Source organism: Bacillus sp. MYb78 (assembly GCF_002975115.1).
GTDB lineage: Bacteria > Bacillota > Bacilli > Bacillales > Bacillaceae_G > Bacillus_A > Bacillus_A cereus.
Map to the genome: position 1 here is coordinate 1 of NZ_PCOB01000017.1, position 22,249 is coordinate 22,249.

The following is a 22,249-nucleotide window of genomic DNA, read 5'->3' on the forward strand; positions in this document are numbered from 1 at the left end:
TTGCAAACGAACTTGCTAACACCTATAAGAAATAGACATAAATTATCGCCGATATATCGTCTTTGAAAATAGCTTTAATCAGTTACATCATACATATACGAAATGCTCATGAAAACAGTCTTAATATACGTGGTATTGTAATAATCTCAAGCGCAATTTGCGTTGAATATAGGAGTATTGGAGTTAAATCTAAAGCGAGTGTTAAAAGTATTATGAAGCTTGTAAGAATTACAAAACTACCCCAAAAGAAACTTTTTGAAGTGTTGCGGAAATCTTTTATTAAGGAAAAGAAAGAAAAAGATGCGGTAACAATAAGAATGAAAATTTTATACTTATCAGACATTATAACCCTCCCAAAGAACAGTGACTTATATTATACCGTATTTTTCAATATTATTATAAAAAGATTTTAAAGTGAATAATAAGAAAAAAATAAAACCATAACTTAAAACATTAGTTTAGGTTCTATTGTTTGAATTCTTTGTTTTAGAAGGTATATAATTTGAAATTTAAAATTTTCCAAATGAATTACCATTTTTTATTTCTGATCCAACATCAGGTGCTCAATGAAATGGTATGAAAGATTATAGGCTAGTGATACGAGATTAAATAAGAGGAATCTGCGTGCAGCAAGAGTCCTAGCTCAGATTTCTACTAGAGAAAAGTATTTAGTTGGAGTTGGTATGTTAATAAAAAAAGGATGGATGTGGAAACTAAATATTCAAGACATTAAGGATAAAGGTCAGGAAATATAATTTGGTATTCTGGGAATAACCGGAGGTCCGTAGTTAAAGTTGCATAGAATTTGTATTTTGTTTCTAATTTTTCAATTGTTGTTAAGTGATGAGAACCTAGTCCACGCTGTACACTATGTTGAGAAAGAGTCGGCCCAATTTGTAATTTTCGTTTTTTCATTGCATCGTTCCATGGACTATAAAAAAATTTAAAAATAAAAGCAGGTTCTATGTAAATGTTATAAGGATAATGCGAACCATGTCTCCCGACTCTATAGTTCCCGTGCGAATTATTGTGAATTAATCTACCGTTAAGATATAGTTGATTTGGATTAGGTTGAATTATTATGCCATGGTAACGTTGTTTAACAAGCGGAGAACCATATCTTGGATTAGTGTAGCCATAAGTCGGATCATCAATCATCATAATCATTCTTATTGAAAACATATTGCCGCCCATAGTGTTAAGTGATTTGAAAAATTGTTCTTTATTATAACAGCATAGGAATTCTGTCGTATTTAATACCATTTTCCATCCTGTAAGTTCTCTTTCAATTTCCATAACTTCTTGATCAACTAAATAAGCATCAAATTCGAGTGATTTTGAGTTTCGTATTTCCCAATTAGGAGCGAATATTTTACAGATTTCAACTGACCGATCAGTGGATCCACGGTTAATAAGAATGCCGTGATCAAATAGCTTTGTATGGTGCATTAACCACCATGGAAGTAAATATTCTTCATTGTAAAAATGAGAAATTAAAGTAGTCTTAATCAAAATCACCTCCGTATTTAACCTGCTTCTTATTTAATATGATATGGAAGGAAACCTATTGTTAGAAGGTTTCCTCTTAAAAGTTTTAAAACATATAGGGGATGTGGATGGATTAGTATATAAAGTAGTCTGATTGATGAAGAGTGGTATTAAAAAGTACAAAATCTAAAATGAGCATCGAATTAGTGTATAACGATTGAAACGGCACTGAAAACTAATAATACGGCCATAATGATGTTAAATAATTGGTTATGTTTTACTAATAATTTTTGGAATATTGAACCAAATAAACTCCAACTAAATGTACTCATTAAACCGACTACACCTAGAAATAATGAAAAAAGTATAAAACTTGAATATGAATTGTAGTAAGGGAGTATGAAAGTCGATACTACAGTCAGTCCGAATAAAATCCCTTTAGGATTAACGAATTGAAGAGAAATCCCAACTGTGAATAAGTTTTTATTATCTTTTTCAACGGGATTCGTACTGCTTTTACTAGTAAGTATTTTAATAGCTAAATATAACATATACGCTACACCTAAAATTTTTAAAGGGAATTCGATTATGGGTAAGATATTAAGTAGTACAACATTAAAGAAACTACATAAAGAAGTGAGGATGAAAAAACCAAAAGCTACTCCGAAGCAAAACTTCATGCTTCTTTTTAATCCGTGTTGATTTGCGTATGTCATCGCTAAAAAATTGTTAGGACCAGGTGTGAAGCTACTTATAAATACAAATAACAAAAAAGAAAATATAGGCATTTGGCCCCCCCCTAATTATTTGTGTGTGTTATAATGACCGAAAAGAACAATATAACGTGCGCTTTTTATTATACATAACGGTCGTTATATTGTATAGAGTGTAGGGGTGTGTTTTATGGAAGAAATTCAACTTATCCTGGCTAAAAATTTAAAAACAATACGAGAAAAAGAAAAATTAAGTTTAGAAAAAGTTTCCCAATTAACGGGTGTGAGTAAAACGATGATTGGACAAATTGAAAGAGGGGAATCAAGCCCGACACTAACAACAATATGGAAAATTGCAAATGGCTTGAAAGTTTCTTTTACTTCTTTAATCAACAATCCTCAGCCTGATACGAAAGTGATTTTAAGAAAGGATATTCAAGTATTGTCTGAAGACAATGGAAAATATAAAGTGTATCCTTCTTTCCCTTTTCAAGATGATAGATATTTTGAAATGTATACAGTGGAAATAGAAACAGAAGGGAAATTAAGTTCAGAAGGGCATAAAGAAGGCGCAGAAGAATTTATAACGGTATTTGAAGGTGAATTGACAGTAAAAGTGAATAACTGTCAATATACATTAAATAGTGGAGATTCAATTCGTTTTAAGGCCGATAGATCACACTCTTATTATAATTTAGGGAAATCTTTGACTCGATTAAGCATGACAATTTATTATCCAACTGCATAAGTTTACATTTATAGTAACAAAAGATAAAACCATCTATAAGAGATGGTTTTTATTTTTTATCATTCACAAAAAAAGACACTCATCTGAGTGTCAACATAGTATTGCTCTCGCGTATAGGATTGGAGTACGTTTCTCAAATACGTATTGAGATGGTTCGTAAAAGAGAAACTGTCTTCATATTTAATGTAACATCGGTGGAAGTCAGTGTAAATTGATAATATATATACGGAAAATTTAGTATAGATAGTTTCTACTATGAATATAGTGCAATTTGTTCTTTAATGCGCCATCACTTTTATGAAATAATTGGGAGGTTTTTATCATGATAGACTTAGTATTTAATAATGTTTATTAGAAAAAGAATGAATCATTTTTTAATCGATTCGTATAATTGTTAGAGAGGCACCTGTTGAACCACCTCCAACCAAATTAACGATGTATAATACGCCGAATAATTGAAGGGAAATTGTATTATCGGCAATTAAATTATTGTTATAATTTGAAGTTGATATAGCGGGAGAAAAAATAGAACCAGGAAGTGGAGTAGAAGCGTTTAATAGTAGTTTTGTTCCAGTGAGTAGAGCAGTTGTCGTATTAACTTGATAGGTTAAATGATATCTTCTGGTTACAGGAATTGTAAATATATCGTTTGAGGCGTTAACTGTAAAATTACCGAGGCTTTGGTTATTAGAAAGAGGAATATTAGTTCCACCTAATACCTAATGTATTATTAGCGAACATAGAGTTTGTTGTAACTATTGACCCAGTACTTCCGGTAGGTCCAGTACTTCCAGTAAGTCTGTATGGAAGAATAATTTCAAGAGCTATTGATACTAGTTCTTCTATTCTTTTTTCATTTTTATCTTGAATTTAAATCACCTCATTTTTAAATTAGAATGCAATAAGTTTCGTGTTTTTGGAATGGAACTATCATTTTATTATATTAATAGTAGTAGTTAAAGCAACGGTAAAATGTTTAATAACTGTATGAATCATTTGGAAAGAAAAAAGAATAGTTATGAAAGTATTCCTTAATAATAGACTCATACTTATGTAAGTTAATTAAAAATATGTGGAATGAGGAATTAAATTGAAGCGGAATGATAAATTATCAATAAATAAAGGTAAGATAGAACCTGAGAATATTGGACCTACATTTCCAGCTCTTCCACCAATATATATTCCAACAGGAGCAACGGGAGTAACAGGAGCAACGGGAGTAACAGGAGCAACAGGAGCAACAGGAGCAACAGGAGCAACAGGAGCAACAGGTTTAACAGGAGCAACAGGCCCAACAGGAGCAACAGGAGCAACAGGTCCAACAGGTCCAACAGGTCCAACAGGAGCAACAGGCTTAACAGGAGCAACTGGTTTAACAGGAGCAACTGGTGCAGCTGGTGGCGGAGCTATTATTCCATTTGCTTCAGGTACAACACCATCTGCGTTAGTTAACGCGTTAATAGCTAATACAGGAACTCTTCTTGGATTTGGATTTAGTCAGCCTGGTGTAGCATTAACAGGTGGAACTAGTATCACATTAGCATTAGGTGTAGGTGATTATGCATTTGTAGCACCACGTGCAGGAACTATCACGTCATTAGCAGGTTTCTTTAGTGCAACAGCTGCATTAGCTCCAATATCACCTGTTCAAGTGCAAATACAAATATTAACTGCACCTGCAGCAAGCAATACGTTTACAGTACAAGGCGCGCCTCTTTTATTAACACCAGCATTTGCCGCAATAGCGATTGGTTCTACAGCATCAGGTATCATAGCTGAAGCTATTCCAGTAGCTGCTGGAGATAAAATACTACTGTATGTTTCATTAACAGCAGCAAGTCCAATAGCTGCAGTTGCTGGATTTGTAAGTGCAGGTATTAATATCGTTTAATTTGTTACAATGTTTAGTAGGAAATTAAACAGGGGTTTGTATATAGTCCTTCCTAATAAATTTAGGAAGGACTATATTTTTTGAGGAAATAAGTAATAAATCAATTGAACAATTACTCTTTATTAAGTTCGTATAAAAAAGTATAATTTATCCTTTCTCATTTAAGGAATAAGTTATGTAACTTTAAAAATTTCCGATCAGAAAAAAAGATGAATTCTTTTAAAAAAGAATTCATCCATAAAATAAACTATTTATTTTTATTACAGTTACATCCTTTTTTCTTTACATAGCCTTGCTCGGCTAAGTCTCTTTGCGATTGGGAATTGGAAGATTGAGAATTGGAAGATTGAGAGGATGCTGAAGAGCTACTATTTTTATTATAAGAGTAGTTTTTTCGATAGTTATAATTACTCATAGTACTATCACCTCCAATTTAATATATAAATATTATATGTATGTACACTATCAATTGTTACTATTATTAATAGGAAGAGAACATACAATAAAAAAATCTCCTCGGTATTTTCCTAGGAGATAAATGATGATTCTTTTAAAAATTTACAAATTAATAGCCCCAGTAAAGAGGAAAGTAATAAGAATCTTGGGGATACGGATTATGTTGTTGAGGGAGGGGCTGGGTTGGGTAATTTTTCATTCCACGGTTTTGATTGCAGTTTGCCGGAGGGCCAATAACAGTAGTTGATTGAATAGGAGAAACCGCTTGTTTCCATTGTTGTTCATTGAGGCAGTAAGTATGGGCCATCATATGAGCCGGAGTTAATCTTAAAATATCAGAACCGAAAATAACTTCTGGCGCTGGGGCATTGAAAATAGCTAATAAATGAGTATTATCAGCTGTAGCAATTTCATAATGCCACCACGCTTGTGGAATGTTGGCAACTTGCCCCGGTTTTATCGGTAAGTTTAATATTTGATTCGTAAATGGATTAAGTAAAGAAACAACAGCAGACCCTGAAATACAATAAACAAGTTCAGCTGCATTTTGATGAATATGTGGTTCTACAACATTTCCTGTACTTAAATAAATATCTAATAAAGAAGTATTTTCTAAAGTGTTTAATTGTTTAATACCAAGTACATTTATATAATTTTGGGCATCTTTCCGAAAAAAATTACTTTTATTTACATCATAAGTAAAATTGGTTGAGGGGGAGGTATAGTCGATGTTGGCAGTCAATTGTATTACCCGCCTTTCTATAGGTAAGTTAGGTTACAAAATTAGGATATGTGTCTAGTCTTTGTTTTGTGCTGTTGTCGGTAGCTTAATAAATTCACTTATTCCATAAAGAATAAAGTATAAAGATTAAACTATATTCGTATTCCCATTCATACTTTGGATTGATGGAAAAAAGTAATGAAAATGTTAATTTAAAAGTACATCAATCATTTATAAGGAGTGAATGTTCATGTCATTTAGTGAAATGATTAGAAATGAAGTACTCAGCTGGGCGGGTGTTTCTGAAAAACCGCATCGATTTGGTGGTATTGAAATAAATTATGGTAAGAAAGAACTTGGCCATCTTCATGGTGATAAATTAGCTGATTTACCATTTCCGAAGTTAAAGCGAGATGAATTAGTGAAGCAAGGATTGGTAAAACCACATCACGTATTACCTGAATCAGGATGGATCAGTTATTATATAAAGAGTGAAGAGGATATTCCATTTGCAATTGAGTTATTTCGTATGCAATATGACCGAATTAAAAAGTAATGAAATAAAGTAGGGTAATAAAAATTTATTTTCATGTCACATCCCTCCTTAATCGTTCGTCTTGTATGTAGAACGATAAGGAGGGATTTTATTATGAATACATTTGATGTAGCAATTGTTGGCGGTGGGCTTGCTGGATTAACAGCATCTATATATTTAGCGAAAGCTGGAAAGAAAGTGATTGTATTAGAAAAATCCAGTCAATTCGGTGGCCGAGGGATGACTATAAATAAAAATGGAATCTGCATGAATCTTGGTGCACATGCTTTATATAGAGGCGGGGCAGCGTTTATAACTTTTAATGAGCTCGGTTTGAATCTTCCAGGTGGAATACCATCTACAAAAGCACATGGAATATGGAAAGGGGATATATTCACCATCCCAACAGATTTTCGCTCAATTTTATCAACACCACTACTTTCTTGGTCTGCAAAAGTACAATTCTCACGTCTTATGATTCGTTTAGGAAATTTAGATGTAGGAGAAGTTCCGAAAATGAGTCTAACTACATGGGCAGAAAATGAAATAAAAGATCCAATGGTTCGTAATATATTTTATGCGCTATGCCGGACAACAACATATACGTTTGCTCCTACAATACAATTAGCATCATCTGTACTAAAGCAAATACAGCTTTCTATAAAAGAAGGAGTGCTTTATGTAGATGGTGGTTGGGAGACGATAATAACAAAATTAAGAGATTTAGCGAATGATGTCGGGGTAAAATTTTTGGCTAAAAAGCATGTTTTGGAAATAGAGCATTATGAAGATAAACAAAGAATACATTGTGTTGATGATGAGGTTTTTGCAGTAGATACAGTCATCGGGACGACTCCGCCAAAAGAGGCTTGTAAAATAATAAAAGGTGCAGAAGGAACAAGTTTGCATAGATGGAATGAACAATCGGTACCGGTTACTGTTGCTGCATTAGATATTGGCTTGAGACAATTACCCAATCCTACACATCAATTTGTATTAGGATTAGATCAACCTATATTTTTCACAAATCAATCGAGAGCAGCTAAATTAAGTGAAGATGGATCAATTGCAGTGAGTCTAATTAAGTACCATAATCCTGTGCTAGAGATGAATCATATTCATGAAGATAAAGAACAGTTGGAAAGTACGATGGAGTTGTTACATCCAAATTGGAAAAGAGAAGTTGTTGCACAGCAATATTTACCGAAAATAACAGTAGTACATGATTTTCCTCATATTGACCGTGTTGATAAGCCGGGTCCTAATATACCTGAAATGCCAGGTGTTTATGTTGCAGGAGATTGGGCAGGGCATGATGAAATATTAGCTGATGCTGCGGTAGCAAGCGGGAAACGAGCAGCGTTACACATTTTAAAGCAATATGAAAGTGAGGCAGTTCATCATGGAAACGGAGCAGTTATATGAAGCGTATCAACCATTATTATTTTCGTTAGCATACAGAATCCTTGGGAGTGTTATGGATGCTGAGGATATCGTTCAGGATGTATTTATCTCGCTAAATAATATAGAAGATCCTCAATCTATAGAAAATATGAAAGCATATTTATGTAAGATGGCGACAAATCGTTCAATTGATAAATTACGATCGGCAGCGCATAAACGTAACGTGTATGTAGGGATGTGGTTACCAGAGCCACTTGTAGACGAGAGTGATGAGCCATCAAAGTCATTTATAATGAAAGAATCCCTTTCCACCGCATATTTATTACTTTTACAACAACTATCTGAGGTAGAAAGGATTGTTTTCATATTAAGAGAGGTTTTCAGTTATGAATACGAAGAAATAGCTTCAATTGTTGATAAGAGTAGTGTGAACTGTAGAAAAATCTTTCAACGTGCACGAAAAAGCATGTTGGAGAAACCGAAGCAATCAAAATTAAGCACGGAGAAAATGGCTTCTTATGTTGAAAAGTTTGTAGCATCATTACAGTGTGGGGATACGGAAGGTATGTTGGAAGTATTAAAAACAGATGCTATATTCAAAGCTGATGGTGGCGGTAAAGTTACAACTGCGATCAATCCGATTTATTCTGCAGATCGAATTATTCGCTTGTTCTTTGGGATTGCACAACGATTGACAGAAGAGTACACTGTTGATTTTAAAATGGTAAATGGTATACCAGGAGTTATAGTTACAATAAATAATAAAGTAACGTATGTTCTTTCGTTTGCATTTGAGGATGAGAAGATTTCAAATATTTATATGATGGTTAATCCTGAAAAACTTATGCATTTAAATGTAAAAATATAAAAAAGCGCATTTCTTTAGAAATGCGTTTTTTTATTATTTTTCTAACATTTCAAGAGGTACATCTTTTTCGCCAGCTACCTCAAATTTAATTTCCCCGTCTTCTTCATAAATACGTGTAATAATCGGTATAGTAATCATTAATTTTTTATGCTGCTTTCGTTTTCGAGCAGCATCTAAGCTAATCACGTTCATTTGTAAGCATCCTTTCTTCTGGAAATATATAAACAAAGAAAATGCGTCCGAAAAGGGCGCTTAATTGAATTTGAAATACCGATTCATTTAAATGGGGTTTATATAATTTAATAACTGCAATTTTAATATGAAATAATATGAATGGAATAATTGCACGTAGAAATTAACTTTACCAAAAAACGAAACAATATGCTATAAAAAATTATAAATCTTTGTCATATAACGGGAAAAAGGATTTCGTTTCGCATATAATAAAAGTAGACGGGCAGCAAGAGCTTTTTCATCATATTGCTTGGAAAGGCGATGAAAAGAATGGATACGTTAGATTCATTATTACTTCAACTTGAACAATATGGAGAAGAGCATGATCGGAATAAAAAAATACGGGAAGAAAAATTACGGAATATTTCTCGTGAGATGGGGCAATTTTTATCAATTTTAGTAAAAGGGTGTAATGCAAAAAACATTTTAGAAATCGGAACTTCTAATGGTTATTCTACATTGTGGTTAGCTAATGCGGTAGAAGAAACAAATGGAAATGTAACAACTGTAGAGCTTTCTTCAGAACGAGTTGGAGAGGCACTTGTCAATTTTGAAAAGGCAAGCCTTTTACAAAGGATTGATGTTCACAATCAAGAAGCAGGGGCATTTTTAGATTCACAACTAGATGATTCATTTGATTTTATTTTCCTAGATTCAGAGCGTACGCAATACATGTGGTGGCTTGAACATATAAAACGCATTTTACAACGACAAGGTCTTCTTGTTGTCGATAATGCTACTTCTCATGCGAGTGAATTAGTTGAGTTTATAAAAATGATTGAAGAAGATGAAATGTTTGAAACAGTATTATTGGCATTTCAAAAGGGTGCATTTGTAGCGCGTAAGAAGAAATAGGATTGAGTGTAATATAATTATCACATTGAAAAAGGGTGTATGTCAAAAGATTGCGTGCAGTAGTATGGGAAGGACGTAATTTATATACGTAACATACGAAGAATCCGCCTTCAGCATGTCGGTCTCTAGGTCTTAAGTCTGAGGAAAATTATGTTGTTTACAGGTATACTTATAGTAAGAAACAGGGAATGACTGCATAAGCAGGTATTTCTTGAAAATTGATTTCATATAGGCTGTTTGCAAATGAAATACAATATATTAGATGAAATATAGTGCACATAAATTCGCACATATAAATAAAGGAGCGATTTTGTTGACTGAACTCGAGAAAAAAGAACCCGTATCAATTGTGAAAGATAATAATGTAGAAGTAGTAGTTGATACAGTTATAAAAGATGAAGAACTTGATGAATTAAATAAAGAAGCCGATCTTTATGTACAAAAGTTAAATAGCGAGCAAAATACAGATTTATCGAAAGTATTGTCGCAGCTAGGAGATTTGGGGGATAAAGAACAACAAGCAGCAGGACAAACGTTATCAGCATTAAAACGTCCTGTCACAGCGATGATGAATGGAAAGAATGAAGAAATTCCAAATACATTGTTAGAATTACGCAAAGTAGTATCAGAGCTTGATCCGAATTCATTAAAAGCAAGTGGTATGAAGAAAATTATGTTTAAAGTATTTAAGAAAAATCCACTTGAAACATACGTGCATAAATATCAATCTATAGATAAGCAAATTGAGGAAATTATTAGATCCCTTCTAATTGGTCGTGATAACTTACAAGAGGATACAGTTGGTCTTGAAATGTTAAAAGAACAATCGCACGATAAAATTCATGCTCTTGATAAACAAGTATACTTAGGGAAAAAGCTTGCTGGCATGCTTGAAGCTGAGAAACAAAACCCAGAGCGTCAAAGGGATATTCCGTTAATTAACGATGCATTAGAAAAGATACTTGTACGTACACGTAATATGCAGCAAGCGAAAAGTGTATTATTACAATCTATAGCTTCTGTAGACATCATTAAGAAAAATAATGAAAAATTAACAGAGGCGATACGTAATGCGATTACGATGACACAAAACGTTGTAACAGTTTCAGCTGCTATTCAGCTTGCATTAACGAATCAACGGAAAACAATTGATGCCGTAAATGCGACGAATGAAGCAATTGAATCGATGGTATTAAGTAATTCTCAAGCGTTAAAACAAAATACAGAAGAAACGACGAAATTGCTTGAAAACCCTGCTATTAGCATGGATAAATTACGTGAATCATTCCAAAATGTGTTCGCTGCAATTGAAGCATCTGAAAAATCGTCAGAACGTATTATTGAGTCAAGCAAGAAGTTCGTTATTGAACTAGACACATTTAATGATGAGATGAAGCAGAAACTCATTCAGCGTCCAAGGAAATAACGGATTATTAGAGGAGGTGAACAAATGAGTTTCATTCAAACAGTACTATTACTACTCGGTACATTGCTTTTAATAGCATTTACTGTCGTTGTTTTAGTCGTATACTTCGGGCGGAAACTGTATTTTTCATGGACGAAGCCATATAAAAGAGCGCAAGATTCTCTAGATAAAATATCAAACAAATCAATACCGTTTCTACAAGAATTTACACAACATCCACTGTTTTATCGCTGGATTCGCACCGAAGGAAAGAAAGAACAAAATACATTAAATACTCTATTTTGTGCATCAGGTCAACGTACGAGAGAGCAAGTCTTCTCGATGTTACCGAAAGAAAAGCAGAAAAAAGTGCATGTAATGGCAAAAACTACGAAAAAGCTTACGAATGAAGATATTGATGTGGCTGCGATGAAAGTGAAAGATTTCTTAAGACAAGAAACGCAGCAAACTGTAAAACCGACAGACTTATCATTTTACAAATTGTATTTTTATGACCGTTATCCAGACGCATTAAATACAATTCAAGCGTATAAACGCTCAATAAATCCTTCATTACAAAGAACGGTTGATGATATTACAATTTCGGTATTAAATGCACTTCCGTACTATCAAGAGCAACGCATGTTTGAACAACAACATAAACTTGAAACATTCTTAATGAAAGATTTAACGGCCATGTTATCGTTGGTAGTACAATTACCACCTTCACAAAGACCAGAGAAGGAAGAAGAACTGAAGATCTACTTGGAAAATTTCAAAAAAGAAATGGAAGTAGTAGAGCGAGATATTCGCGACTCGATTGATCACGATTTAAATGTGAAGATGAGGGCAGCGACTGAGAAGTTTAAGAATAAATAACAAAAAGCGCCTTAAAAGCTAAGTATCACAGCTTTAAGGCGCTTTTTTTATGAGGTTTTATTTTGCACTAACGGTAGTATGACTAGAAGCCACACTTTCATTATGCAATCGATCAACTGCAGTTACGACATACGTATACGTTTCTCCAGAAATAGCGGTTTTATCTACATAAATTTCTCCAAGTTTTGTTTTTCTTACAGTAGTAAGTAAATTTTTCGGATTTTGTATATCCACTTCATTTTTCCCATTCGCGCGGTAAATAGCGTAATAAGTAGAATCATTATCTCTATTGTCAATGATACCGATTGCAATACCTTCATCTCTTGGAATGGCGCCTTTTAAAGTCGGTTGTTTTGGTGGATCATGATCAAGCCAAGGCATAGGCGGGATTAATGCAGGATGTTTATATATGTTTTTTGAAAGTCTATCTTTAACTCCGAGTGGATTGTTATTAATATCTTTTAAGCTAAAATGCATACTACCTTTTATATCAGGATATAGCCGGTTTAATGCAATTTGTTTTGGATATTCTTCTGGATCAGACCAAGCAGGGACGGAGTTATTATTAATTTTATAGGCCGCTTGACCGATGTATAGGTGAATCGATTTGTTATTTGTTTCTTTAACCCACCAATCTACTAATATGTCATATGCAGCTGGGGTGAAACCTATATTCCAATATATTTGCGGTGTAATGTAGTCAATAAATCCTTTTTGTATCCACTCACGTGTGTCAGCATAAAGGTCATCATAGTTTCTTTGACCTGCGGTTGTGTTAGAGCCAGTGGGATCGTCAGCTATATTTCGCCATACGCCGAACGGACTAATGCCAAACTTTACATATGATTTTTCTTGTTTTATAGCAGTATTTAAATCTTTTACAAGTTCATTTACATTATTACGTCGCCAATCTTCTATATTTGTAAATCTACCATTATTATATGTTTCGTATGTTTTCTGATCTGGAAATTCTTCACCGGCTACTTTATATGGGTAAAAATAATCATCCATATGCAGCGCATCAATATCGTAATTTTGTACGATTTCTAAAGCGCCTTCTGTTATAAATTTTTTCACTTCCGGAATACCGGGATTGTAATATAACTTTCCGCCATAAGTGACAACCCAATCGGGATGTTGCCTTGCAGGGTGATTATTTGATAATCGATTTATATCGGTGTGATTCATCGTTATTCGGTATGGGTTAATCCAAGCGTGGAATTCTATATTTCTTTTATGAGTTTCTTCAATCATAAATGCGAGCGGGTCATAACCAGGATCTTTTCCTTGTGTTCCTGTAATGTATTCAGACCAAGGACCGTAATTTGAAGGGTAGAAAGCATCAGCGGTTGGTTTAATTTGTACAACAACTGCATTCATACCAGTGCTTTTTACATCGTCTAATAATCTTATAAATTCTTGTTTCTGTTTTTCAATGGGTAAGCCAGTTTTTGAGGGCCAATCAATATTCAGAACAGATGCAATCCATACAGCACGTAATTCATGTTTTTTGTATGCAGTATTTACTTCAGCATAAGTAAAGTGAGGGGGAATGAAAGAGAAAGGGATGAACAAGATGACGATACAACATATCATTAATAAACGTTTAACGATCATTTATACGCCTCCCTATCATATGATTATTTAAAATAATATATGAGGCGAGGTTGACTTTGCAATAGAGAAAATTGCATATTGAAACATTAATTTAATAGGAAAAATATTTTTAATGAAATTTACTTTCATTATAACTAAATTCATTTACTACTTCATATGCTTGTTAGTAAAGTGAAACTTCCTTTCATTTGAAGGGTAATAAATTATAAGTATAGGAGGATTAATAAATGAAAGTTTTGTTCGTCTGTTCTGGAGGAATGTCCAGTGCAATTGTTGTAAACGCTTTAAAAAAAGAAGCGGAGAAAAATGGTGTGAACATGGAAGTGCATGCAATTGGAACGAATGAGGTAGAGGAAGAAGTAAAGAATGGCTGGGATGTCGTAATGGTGGCACCTCAAATAAGACACCGATTTGACTCTGTAAAAAAATTTGCAGAGGAGGAATCTATTCCGTGTGGCATCATACCGCCGCAAGCATACACACCGCTTGGTGGCCCGACTTTATTAAAAACTGTAAATGAATTAATAAGTTAGGGGGAAACGTTATGAATAAGTTTGTCACGTTTCTTGATAAAAACTTATCTGGACCGATGGCAAGGCTTTCTGAGCAGAGACATTTACAAGCAATCCGTGATGGAGTTATTTCGGCGTTACCATTTATTATAGTAGGAAGCTTCTTTTTAATAGTAGCATTTCCACCACTGCCGAAAGATAGTTTCATATCAGTTTGGGCATTAAAGAATCAAACAAGTATATTGATACCATATCGTTTAACCATGTTTATTATGTCCTTATATATCGCATTTGGAATAGGATATAATTTAGCGAAAAGTTATAAATTAGATGCTTTATCAGGAGCACAGCTCGCGGTATGTTCACTACTTTTAACATTAACGCCTGAGTTAATTGATAAAAAAGGATTCATGCTTCCAATGACAAATCTCGGAGGTCATGGATTATTTGTGACGATGATTGTTTCTATTTTATCCGTAGAGATTTTAAGATTTTGTAAGAAGAAAAATGTAATGATTAAAATGCCAGAACAAGTACCGCCATCTGTATCGCGTTCATTTGAAGCACTTATACCTGCAGCATTCGTTATTATTATAATGAGTCTAGTAACTGTCGTTTTTAGCATTGATTTACACCATGTTGTTGATAAATTAGCAGCACCATTAGTAAAAGCTGGGGATAGTTACTTCGGTGTAATGATTCCAGTGTTTTTAATTACGTTTTTTTGGTCATTCGGAATCCATGGTGTGTCGGTTGTTGGAACTGTTGCTAGGCCATTATGGGAAGTATACCTAGGGAAAAATGGTGAAGCAGTTGCTAGTGGAGCAGATCAGTTGCCATTTATTTCACCAGAGCCGTTATATCAATGGTTTATATGGATTGGCGGTTCTGGTGCGACGTTAGGGCTTGTATTAGCTATGATTATATTTGGTCGATCGAAATATTCGAAAGCATTATCAAGAACTTGTATTGTTCCAGGTATTTTTAATATTAATGAACCAGTCATATTCGGATTACCGATTGTACTAAATCCAATTTTAATTATCCCATTTATCATTACACCACTTGTAACAGCAACTGTTGCATATTCAGCAACTGCGATGGGATTTGTAACACCAACGCATATTATGCCGCCATGGACATTACCTGCTCCAATTGGTGCATATTTAGCAACAGGTGGAGATTGGCGTGCGATTGTATTAGTTTTTATAAATATAGCAATATCGTTCCTTATTTATTTACCATTCTTTAAAATGTACGACAAAAATATGCTTGAAATTGAAAAGAATGGTGACGGGGAATCTGTTAATCCTTAATCTGCACGCTGTTATTTTGAGTGATAGACTTTTTGTCTATCACTTCTTTCACATTAAAACTAGAAAGGGGGAAATAGAATGAATATAAAATTTAGTTATAAAGGCGTATTTTTATTATTATTTGGAGTGATTTGTGCAAATTTACTTTTTGTCCCTTTATTAGGCATGCTAAATCTATCACAAATGCATAGTATATGGCTCGTTACAAGTATTGCGGCAAGCGTTTTGCTTACGGTAGTTGTTTCTTTCATTGATGGATCGTTTGCATCAAAAGCTCAGTTGTTTTTTAGATTTATATTGTTTTCGATTGGTTGTACGTTCGTTACTTACATGATTGTTTTTTAGTAAATAGGAGGTCATGCACGTTATGTATATTGCAGGGGTAATGTCTGGTACTTCATTAGATGGAATAGATGTAGCGCTCGTTCATATAGAAGGAAGTGGTGTAGATTCTAAAATCGAACTCATCCATTTTACTACTGTTCCATTTTGTAATGATATGAAAAATGAGATCCAACAAGCGTTATCAATTGAAACTTCGAATGTCCAACTTATATGTAGTTTAAATTTTAAACTTGGTTTATGCTTTGCCAATGCTGTAAAGGAAGTTTGTAAAGAGGCCAATTTTCCTTTGAGACAATTAGATTTAATAGGCTCTCACGGACAAACGATTTATCATCAGCCAAAGCAAGAAGGGAATATTATTTCTTCAACATTGCAAATTGGGGAACCAGCAGTAATAGCATATGAAACGAACACGACGGTTATCTCGAATTTCCGAACGATGGACATGGCGGCAGGGGGACAAGGTGCACCACTTGTACCATATTCAGAAATTATTTTATATCGGCATCAAACTAAAAATAGACTACTGCAAAATATTGGCGGGATTGGTAATGTTACAGTGGTTCCAAGTAAACGAAGTAATGAGAGTGTTATTGCTTTTGATACTGGACCAGGCAACATGGTAATCGATGAAGTATGTCAAAGATTATTTCATGTACCATATGATCAAAATGGTTGGATCGCAAGTCAAGGGGTGGTTGTAGATGAAATTTTAACATACTGTATGAACCATCCATTTTTGAACGTGAAACCACCAAAATCAACAGGTAGAGAAGATTTTGGAGAAGCGTTTGTGACTGAATTATTAAATCGATTTGAAAAGCATAGTAAAGGAAATATATTGGCAACTGTCACGGTGTTTACAGCATGTTCAATTGTTCATCATTATAAGGAGTGTATTTTACCGTATTATGACATTGATGAGGTGATTTTAGGTGGTGGTGGAAGTTATAATAATACACTTGTTGAAATGATACGGAATGGATTAAGAGAAGAGAAATGTAGTATATGTATACAAGAGGATATTGGTCATTCTTCAGCAGCGAAAGAAGCGATTGCATTTGCTATTTTAGCAAACGAAACGTATCATCGTAATCCGAGTAATGTGCCGAGCGCAACAGGTGCTAAGAATTCCGTGGTTTTAGGGAATGTAACATTCCCTCCAATATGTAAATGAAAATGAGGCGAACATATGAAGTATATGATTGGAGTAGATGGCGGGGGAACGAAGACAGAGGCAATTGCATTTGATCAAAATGGAAATGAAGTTGTAAGAGGTACGAGCAGATTTGGAAATGTATTAATAGATTTTGATCAGGCGCTTTTGCATATTATGGAAGCAATTAATCAATGCCAGAAGAATTTAATAAATGAGCATTGCGTTTGTATTTGTTTAGGATTAGCTGGTATAAGCGGAGCGAATACAAATGAATTAACATTACGTTTAAAAAAGAAATACGGAACAAAAATTGAAATTTTTAATGATGCAATGATCGCGCATGCAGCTGCTTTAAAAGGTAAGGATGGAATATTAACTATAGGTGGTACAGGTGCAATTTGTATAGGAAAGAAAGGAGAAGTATATCAGTATAGCGGTGGATGGGGACATATTTTAGGAGATGAAGGGAGCGGATATTGGATTGCATTACAAGCTTTAAAGAAAATGACAATTCAATTCGATCAAGGAATCAGCCTTTGTCCATTGAGTTTGAATATTCAAAGGCAGTTTCAACTTTTGACACCGTCTCATATAAAAAGCTTAGTATATACTTCTTCTAAAGATAAAATTGCAGCAATCGCACCATTAGTTATTCAGGAAGCGAGAAGTGGCAATGATGATGCGCATGAAATTATAATGCAAGCTGGAAAGGAATTAGCAAGAATTACGGTAGATGTTTATAACAAGATGCAATTTAAGCGCTCAACTCCAATTGCAGTAAGTGGCAGTATATTGCGTTTAGTTCCTGAAATATTTGCTGTATTTAAGAAATGCTGTGAAGAAAGTATGAAAGAAATTACATTCGTATCACAAGCAGAAATGGCAGTGAAAGGAACATATTATTTAATGAGGGATATATATTTTTAAAAATAGCGCATGAGAATGTTTGTATGATTTGTAAAAATATGATGTTAAAATGTATAAAGGGATGTATGTTAAAAACGTACAATATACGTAGTAATTGAATATTGTATATGTATTCCCATTTAGAAAGTGAATGATTACATGATTAATAGTATGCAGTTTTTATATTTGGTGGCTTCTTATTTAATTGGAAACATATTGACCGCTTATATAGTAACAAAATTGAGACATAACGTTGATATTAGGGATGAAGGAAGCGGAAATCCTGGCGCAAGAAATATGGGGCGCGTATATGGAAAAGGGTATTTCATCGCTACATTTTTAGGGGATGCGATTAAAGGGGCAATCGTTGTTACTGTTGCAAAATATCTGTTTGAAGACCCTACATTCGTAATGTTAACATTATTGGCCGTTATTATTGGACATATTTACCCAGTTTTATTTAAAGGTAAGGGCGGTAAAGGTATTTCAACATTTATTGGAGGATTAATTGCATTTGATTATTTGATAGCGCTTACCCTCATAGGCATTTTTATTGTATTTTATTTAATATTCAAAGGATTTACGAAGCCAGGACTAATTACGATTGCTTGTTTACCAATTTGTATGATTCTTTATTCTTATTCTGTTGTTACGACTATTTTAAGTGGAATGATTATTGTACTTATTCTATATGTAAATCGAGAATAAAATAAATGTTTAATAAGTGGGGATAATCTCCACTTATCATTTTTTATTAAATAGATAAAGGAGATAAGGCATGGGGTTAATTTATAAAGTTGCTGATCAAGATTGGGAATTTGAAAGTATACATAAATTAAATTATAAAACTTTTGTAGAAGAGATTCCGCAACATGAAGAAACGAAAGACCGGTTTCGTATAGATCGGTTTCATGAAGAAAATACATATTTAATTTGTTTAGATGAGGATAGATTAGTAGGTATGGTCGCGGTGCGGGGAAAACGACCATTCTCGTTAGATTATAAAATTTCAAATTTAGATGTTTATTTGCAAGAGCATGGAGAAAAAGTGTATGAAATTCGTTTACTTTCAGTAGAACGTGAATATAGGAATGGAAGAGCGTTGTTAGGATTAATCCGTTTTCTACATCGTTATTTGCTTCTAAATGGATATGAATTAGCACTCATTTCTGCAACAACACGTGAACTAGCTTTATATGAGCAAATGGGATTCAAAGTTTTCCATACGTTAGTTGGTACAGAAGAAGCGGCCTTCCAGCCAATGTATGTTACCCCTGCTATGTTTGAAGAATCGAGCGTTGGGGGGATTATGACGAAAGAATATACGTTTTTACCTGGTCCAGTAGATATTGAAGAGAACGTTCGAAAGGCATTTTCTACGCGGCCTATTTCGCATCGCTCTAAGTCATTTCAAGTGATGATGGACAATGTGAAAAAACGGTTACTTTACATGACAAAAGCAAAACATGTACAGCTTATGTTAGGAACAGGGACGTTAGCAAATGATGCGATCGCTTTACAGTTACGTTCTTTAAAAGGGAAAGGACTAGTATTAACAAATGGGGAATTTGGTAATAGATTAGTTGGACATGCAAAACGAGCACAGTTACATTTTGATACTTATAAAAAGGAAATGGGAGATCCATTTATTTATACCGAATTAGAAGAAATCATGACAACTGGAAATTATGAATGGCTTTGGTTTGTTCATCATGAAACATCTACTGGAATGTTAAACGATTTAAACGAGCTAAACACTCTTTGTAACGAGAATCAAATAAAACTATGTGTAGATTGCATAAGCTCAATTGGAGCAATACCATTAGACTTAAAGGATGTGTATTTTGCAAGTGGTGTTAGCGGTAAAGCGATTAAATCATATACAGGAATTTCTTTCGTTTTTCATAACCACATTGTAAAAATAAACGAGGCTGTGCCGGCCTATATGGACATTGGTATGTATGAAGAAAATGAAAGCATTCCATACTCACAATCATGGAATTTAATTTATGCATTGCAAGAAGCGTTGAAGAGATTTGAAGATGAAAAGGTATTTGTAAAAATTAAAGAGACATACGAGTATATTGAAGAAGTTATTACTGATATGGGGTTAAAGCTTGTTTCACCTAAAGAACATGCTGCGAAAATTATACTTACGATTCAATTAAGCGAAGGTCAGTCTTCTAAAACGGTAGGTGATGCGTTAGCTTTACAAGGATATATTGTCCATTATGAATCAGCGTATTTACAAAAGAATAACTGGATCCAAATTGCATGCCTGAATCATTATAAAGAACGTGATATGAAGAGGATGTTAAATTGTTTGCAAATGTGTTTATTTCAGAGTGGGGTACATATATAAAGACTTTTTCTTTTCGTATAAAGGAGCTACGACTTACGAAAACTTAGGAATAGAACATTGGAAGAGGTGTAAGTATGATAACTAGAAAACTCCCATTACATATAGACGATATTAAAAAAGCTCACAAGATTCTAGATAGAAATGCTCGTAAAACGCCATTAGTAAAATCTTTTTACTTGACTAGTAAAACGGGCGGAGAAATTCATTTGAAATTAGAAAATATGCAGTTAACGGGTTCTTTTAAATTCCGTGGCGCATTTAATAAAATGTCGCGGCTCACGGATCAAGAAAAAGAAAAAGGTGTAATTGCATGTTCAGCAGGTAATCATGCGCAAGGAGTTGCATTATCAGCGCATTTACTTGGTATTAAGAGTAAAATTGTTATGCCAATTTCTGCACCTCAGGCGAAAGTGGAAGCAACTAAAGGATATGGATCTGAAGTGATTTTACATGGTGAAACCTTTGATGATGCAAAGGCAAAATGTGAAGAAATTATAAGGGAAACAGGTGAGACATACTTACATCCATATGATGATGTAGAGGTAATGGCTGGGCAAGGTACAATTGGATTAGACATTCTGGATGATATGTGGGATGTTGATACTGTCATTGTACCAATCGGTGGAGGCGGAATTATTTCTGGTATTTCTGTAGCATTAAAATCTTTTAATCCATCCATTAATATAATTGGTGTCCAAGCAGATAATGTTCATGGAATGAAGGCATCTTACGATAAAGGAGCAATCGTAGAACATTATGAGGCGCCTACTATTGCAGATGGTTGCGCAGTTAAAATACCAGGGGAATTAACATTTGAAATTGTAAAAGAATTAGTAGATGATATTGTAACTGTATCAGAAAAAGAGCTGGAAGTAGCGATGAAAGATTTATTACAACGTGGGAAAGCTGTTGTAGAAGGTGCAGGTGCATTAGCGACTGCTGCACTGCTTGCAGGGAAAGTTGATAGCTATATAAAAGGAAAAAAAGTAGTAGCGGTTATATCTGGTGGGAACGTGGACTTACAGCGCATATCAAGTGTATGTGAGCACTTTTTTGTCGCTAATGAAGTGAAATAGTTTTATAAAAGAAGAGCTAAGAGAAATGATCTTAGCTCTTACTTTTTGTCTACCGTTTACTGTAAGTAGCAATAAGTTTGCAGAATTTGCTGTTTAATGAATTGTTTTATTTAAGCGTCTATTTTTACACATATCTTTAATGTTACAATAATTATTTCAATATTGTCGAAACATAAGCAGAAATTTAATATAATAGTTTTAATGTGCTAATGAGCGGTGAGGAGGGCAGGTCATGAATAAAGAAGAACAGGTCATGAACGGTTTCAGGGAATTATATAATAAGCTGGTTTGGCTTAATAAAGATAAGATGGAAGAAGGTCTTAAAGGTTTTAAGTCTTCTGAAGTTCACTGCATTGAATATATTGAAAACAATGCAGATTCTAACGTGACACAACTCGCAGAGGCTTTTTATGTGACTCGCGGCGCTATAAGTAGAATGACTAAGAAGCTCATACAAAAAGGCCTTATTGAAAGCTACCAAAAGTCAGAAAATAAGAAAGAAATTTATTTTAGGCTTACGGAAGAAGGGAAAGAAATTTATAAAATCCATGAAGATCTGCACAAAGAGTTTCAAGAGCGGGATAAAGCTGTATTTGAGCAAGTAACTGAAGAAGAATTCGACAGTATAATTCGTTTCGTGGAAAAGTATAGTAGACATTTGGATGCAGAAATAAAGAAACAAGGTGTACATATTAAATCGTAATACATTTTAATAATAAAGTGAAACTTTAATCAGTGGGGGTTTTCTTCATCTCCACT

General features: G+C 34.0%; 23 protein-coding genes and 1 pseudogene. 17 read left to right on the top strand and 7 right to left on the bottom strand.

Translation table 11 applies throughout. The annotated features are described in order from the left end of the window. Positions 1-106 precede the first annotated feature (106 nt). From CQ064_RS24525 to CQ064_RS24535, 3 genes are all read right to left on the bottom strand, one after another. The gene (locus CQ064_RS24525) at positions 107-343 is read right to left on the bottom strand and encodes a hypothetical protein (RefSeq protein WP_001281134.1); all 237 of its coding nucleotides are present in this window, start codon (positions 341-343) and stop codon (positions 107-109) included. Positions 344-729: 386 nt separating this feature from the next. Then, the gene (locus CQ064_RS24530) at positions 730-1,512 is read right to left on the bottom strand and encodes a glycosyltransferase family 2 protein (protein ID WP_000598277.1); all 783 of its coding nucleotides are present in this window, start codon (positions 1,510-1,512) and stop codon (positions 730-732) included. A 179-nt stretch (positions 1,513-1,691) separates the two neighbouring features. Further along, positions 1,692-2,276, bottom strand: a complete 585-nt coding sequence (locus CQ064_RS24535; RefSeq protein WP_001121284.1) for a LysE family transporter — start codon at positions 2,274-2,276, stop codon at positions 1,692-1,694. A gap of 115 nt (positions 2,277-2,391) precedes the next feature. Here CQ064_RS24535 and CQ064_RS24540 point away from each other — a divergent pair, with 115 nt between their 5' ends. Then, a complete protein-coding gene (locus CQ064_RS24540; protein ID WP_000391310.1) occupies positions 2,392-2,949 on the top strand; it encodes a helix-turn-helix domain-containing protein in 558 nt (185 codons plus the stop codon). A 374-nt stretch (positions 2,950-3,323) separates the two neighbouring features. Here CQ064_RS24540 and CQ064_RS24545 read toward each other — a convergent pair. Beyond that, positions 3,324-3,819: pseudogene (locus tag CQ064_RS24545) on the bottom strand (BclA C-terminal domain-containing protein). Positions 3,820-4,039: 220 nt separating this feature from the next. On the opposite strand from CQ064_RS24545, the gene CQ064_RS24550 reads away from it, so the two are divergent. Then, the gene (locus tag CQ064_RS24550; RefSeq protein WP_105559700.1) at positions 4,040-4,840 is read left to right on the top strand and encodes an exosporium glycoprotein BclB-related protein; all 801 of its coding nucleotides are present in this window, start codon (positions 4,040-4,042) and stop codon (positions 4,838-4,840) included. Positions 4,841-5,405: 565 nt separating this feature from the next. Here the strand turns inward: CQ064_RS24550 and CQ064_RS24555 are convergent. Then, entirely contained in the window at positions 5,406-6,038 is a 633-nt protein-coding gene (locus CQ064_RS24555; RefSeq protein ID WP_000126322.1) for a cupin domain-containing protein, read from the bottom strand. Positions 6,039-6,267: 229 nt separating this feature from the next. Here CQ064_RS24555 and CQ064_RS24560 point away from each other — a divergent pair, with 229 nt between their 5' ends. The 3 genes from CQ064_RS24560 to CQ064_RS24570 all read left to right on the top strand — a co-directional run bounded on the left by CQ064_RS24560 (position 6,268) and on the right by CQ064_RS24570 (position 8,824). After that, positions 6,268-6,573 carry a luciferase domain-containing protein gene (locus CQ064_RS24560; protein ID WP_000010317.1) on the top strand — a complete coding sequence of 102 codons (306 nt, stop codon included), beginning with the start codon at positions 6,268-6,270 and terminating at the stop codon, positions 6,571-6,573. 93 nt (positions 6,574-6,666) lie between these two features. Further along, entirely contained in the window at positions 6,667-7,977 is a 1,311-nt protein-coding gene (locus CQ064_RS24565; RefSeq protein ID WP_001091205.1) for a phytoene desaturase family protein, read from the top strand. Continuing rightward, on the top strand, positions 7,955-8,824 hold the full coding sequence (locus CQ064_RS24570; protein WP_000447147.1) for a sigma-70 family RNA polymerase sigma factor: 870 nt from the start codon (positions 7,955-7,957) through the stop codon (positions 8,822-8,824). The genes CQ064_RS24565 and CQ064_RS24570 overlap by 23 nt, the downstream gene beginning before the upstream one ends. Positions 8,825-8,857: 33 nt before the next feature. Here the strand turns inward: CQ064_RS24570 and CQ064_RS33740 are convergent, their stop codons facing one another. Further along, a complete protein-coding gene (locus tag CQ064_RS33740; protein WP_001100984.1) occupies positions 8,858-9,016 on the bottom strand; it encodes a hypothetical protein in 159 nt (52 codons plus the stop codon). A 303-nt stretch (positions 9,017-9,319) separates the two neighbouring features. On the opposite strand from CQ064_RS33740, the gene CQ064_RS24585 reads away from it, so the two are divergent. The 3 genes from CQ064_RS24585 (at position 9,320) to CQ064_RS24595 (ending at position 12,197) form a co-directional block, all read left to right on the top strand. Further along, positions 9,320-9,913, top strand: coding sequence for an O-methyltransferase (locus tag CQ064_RS24585; protein ID WP_015055129.1), 594 nt, complete (start codon positions 9,320-9,322; stop codon positions 9,911-9,913). 313 nt (positions 9,914-10,226) lie between these two features. After that, positions 10,227-11,339, top strand: a complete 1,113-nt coding sequence (locus CQ064_RS24590; RefSeq protein ID WP_000137402.1) for a toxic anion resistance protein — start codon at positions 10,227-10,229, stop codon at positions 11,337-11,339. Between the two features lie 24 nt (positions 11,340-11,363). After that, complete coding sequence (locus tag CQ064_RS24595) at positions 11,364-12,197, top strand: DUF3974 domain-containing protein (RefSeq protein WP_000008372.1); 834 nt, start codon at positions 11,364-11,366, stop codon at positions 12,195-12,197. Positions 12,198-12,254: 57 nt separating this feature from the next. Here CQ064_RS24595 and CQ064_RS24600 read toward each other — a convergent pair whose 3' ends face one another. Then, complete coding sequence (locus CQ064_RS24600; protein WP_000635998.1) at positions 12,255-13,814, bottom strand: glycoside hydrolase family 10-like protein; 1,560 nt, start codon at positions 13,812-13,814, stop codon at positions 12,255-12,257. A gap of 227 nt (positions 13,815-14,041) precedes the next feature. Here CQ064_RS24600 and CQ064_RS24605 point away from each other — a divergent pair, with 227 nt between their 5' ends. The 9 genes from CQ064_RS24605 to CQ064_RS24645 all read left to right on the top strand — a co-directional run bounded on the left by CQ064_RS24605 (position 14,042) and on the right by CQ064_RS24645 (position 22,193). Continuing rightward, entirely contained in the window at positions 14,042-14,347 is a 306-nt protein-coding gene (locus CQ064_RS24605) for a PTS sugar transporter subunit IIB (RefSeq protein WP_000865907.1), read from the top strand. An 11-nt stretch (positions 14,348-14,358) separates the two neighbouring features. After that, a complete protein-coding gene (locus CQ064_RS24610) occupies positions 14,359-15,642 on the top strand; it encodes a PTS sugar transporter subunit IIC (protein WP_001032277.1) in 1,284 nt (427 codons plus the stop codon). 78 nt (positions 15,643-15,720) lie between these two features. Continuing rightward, positions 15,721-15,987: a hypothetical protein gene (locus CQ064_RS24615; protein ID WP_001021963.1), complete on the top strand. Its 267-nt coding sequence runs from the start codon at positions 15,721-15,723 to the stop codon at positions 15,985-15,987. Positions 15,988-16,009: 22 nt separating this feature from the next. Next, positions 16,010-17,164, top strand: coding sequence for an anhydro-N-acetylmuramic acid kinase AnmK (gene anmK / locus CQ064_RS24620; protein WP_000274970.1), 1,155 nt, complete (start codon positions 16,010-16,012; stop codon positions 17,162-17,164). 15 nt (positions 17,165-17,179) lie between these two features. Then, a complete protein-coding gene (locus CQ064_RS24625; protein ID WP_000876627.1) occupies positions 17,180-18,073 on the top strand; it encodes a BadF/BadG/BcrA/BcrD ATPase family protein in 894 nt (297 codons plus the stop codon). Positions 18,074-18,211: 138 nt separating this feature from the next. Then, positions 18,212-18,760, top strand: a complete 549-nt coding sequence (gene plsY / locus CQ064_RS24630) for a glycerol-3-phosphate 1-O-acyltransferase PlsY (protein ID WP_000610875.1) — start codon at positions 18,212-18,214, stop codon at positions 18,758-18,760. A gap of 70 nt (positions 18,761-18,830) precedes the next feature. Further along, positions 18,831-20,414, top strand: coding sequence for an aminotransferase class V-fold PLP-dependent enzyme (locus CQ064_RS24635; protein ID WP_000523043.1), 1,584 nt, complete (start codon positions 18,831-18,833; stop codon positions 20,412-20,414). A 74-nt stretch (positions 20,415-20,488) separates the two neighbouring features. Next, complete coding sequence (gene tdcB / locus CQ064_RS24640; protein ID WP_000632953.1) at positions 20,489-21,490, top strand: bifunctional threonine ammonia-lyase/L-serine ammonia-lyase TdcB; 1,002 nt, start codon at positions 20,489-20,491, stop codon at positions 21,488-21,490. A 232-nt stretch (positions 21,491-21,722) separates the two neighbouring features. After that, positions 21,723-22,193, top strand: a complete 471-nt coding sequence (locus CQ064_RS24645; RefSeq protein ID WP_001030896.1) for a MarR family transcriptional regulator — start codon at positions 21,723-21,725, stop codon at positions 22,191-22,193. The last annotated feature ends 56 nt before the right edge of the window (positions 22,194-22,249 follow it).